The organism is Paralimibaculum aggregatum (genome assembly GCF_030270585.1).
In the GTDB taxonomy this organism is placed as follows: Bacteria; Pseudomonadota; Alphaproteobacteria; order Rhodobacterales; family Rhodobacteraceae; genus Thermohalobaculum; species Thermohalobaculum aggregatum.
Window position 1 is genome coordinate 1 of record NZ_BSYI01000113.1, and the last position, 1,336, is coordinate 1,336.

General features: G+C 69.3%; 1 protein-coding gene. It reads right to left on the reverse strand.

Translation table 11 applies throughout. The annotated features are described in order from the left end of the window. Nucleotides 1–16: 16 nt before the first annotated feature. On the reverse strand, nt 17–1,336 hold a 1,320-nt coding region (acs, locus tag QSJ97_RS24510; RefSeq protein WP_285675129.1), incomplete at its 5' end, for an acetate--CoA ligase.

Consider the following 1,336-nt stretch of genomic DNA (forward strand, 5'->3'; position numbering starts at 1 on the left):
GGGGGGCGTGTGTTGGTTACTTGACGGCTCGGTTTGCGATGAGGTCGTCGACGACGGCGGGGTCGGCGAGGGTGGAGGTGTCGCCGAGCGCGCCGGTCTCGTTCTCGGCGATCTTGCGCAGGATGCGGCGCATGATCTTGCCGGAGCGGGTCTTGGGCAGGCCCGGCGCCCACTGGATCACGTCCGGCTTGGCGATCGGGCCGATCTCGGTGCGGACATGGTTCTGCAGCTCCTTGAGCAGCGCGTCGGAGGGCTCGTGGCCGGCCATCAGCGTCACGTAGCAGTAGATGCCCTGGCCCTTGATCTCGTGCGGGTAGCCGACCACCGCGGCCTCGGCGACCGCCGGATGCGCGACCAGCGCGCTCTCGACCTCGGCGGTGCCCATGCGGTGGCCGGAGACGTTGATCACGTCGTCGACCCGGCCGGTGATCCAGTAGTAGCCGTCGGCGTCGCGGCGGCAGCCGTCGCCGGAGAAGTAGTAGCCCTTGAACATCTCGAAATAGGTCGAGACGAAGCGGTCATGATCGCCCCAGACGGTGCGCATCTGCCCGGGCCAGCTGTCCTTGATCGCCAGCACGCCCTCGCAGGCGGTGGCCTCGATCTCCGCGCCCTTCTCGTCGAGCACGCAGGGCTGCACGCCGAAGAAGGGCCGCGTCGCCGAGCCCGGCTTCAGCGCGGTGGCGCCCGGCAGCGGCGAGATCAGGATGCCGCCGGTCTCGGTCTGCCACCAGGTGTCGACGATCGGGCAGGCGCCCTTGCCGACCACCGCGTGATACCAGCGCCAGGCCTCGGGGTTGATCGGCTCGCCCACCGAGCCGAGCACGCGCAGGCTGGAGAGGTCGTGCCGCGTGACATGCTCGTCGCCCTGGCCCATCAGCGCGCGGATCGCGGTCGGCGCGGTATAGAAGATGTTGACCTTGTGCTTGGCGCAGACCTGCCAGAAGCGCCCGGCATCCGGCCAGGTCGGCACGCCCTCGAACATCAGCGTGGTGGCGCCGTTGGCCAGCGGGCCGTAGACGATGTAGGAGTGCCCGGTGACCCAGCCGACATCCGCCGTGCACCAGTAGATCTCGCCGGGGCGGTAGTCGAAGACGTACTGGTGCGTCATCGAGGCATAGGCGAGATAGCCGCCCGAGCTGTGCACCACCCCCTTCGGCTTGCCGGTGCTGCCGGAGGTGTAGAGGATGAACAGCGGGTCCTCGGCGTTCATCTCCACCGGCGCGCAGTGGTCGGTCACGCGCTCGACCTCGTCGTGGTACCAGATGTCGCGCGCCGGATCGAACGGCACCTCGCCGCCGGTGCGCCGCACCACGAGGCAGCGCACATCCGGGGCGCA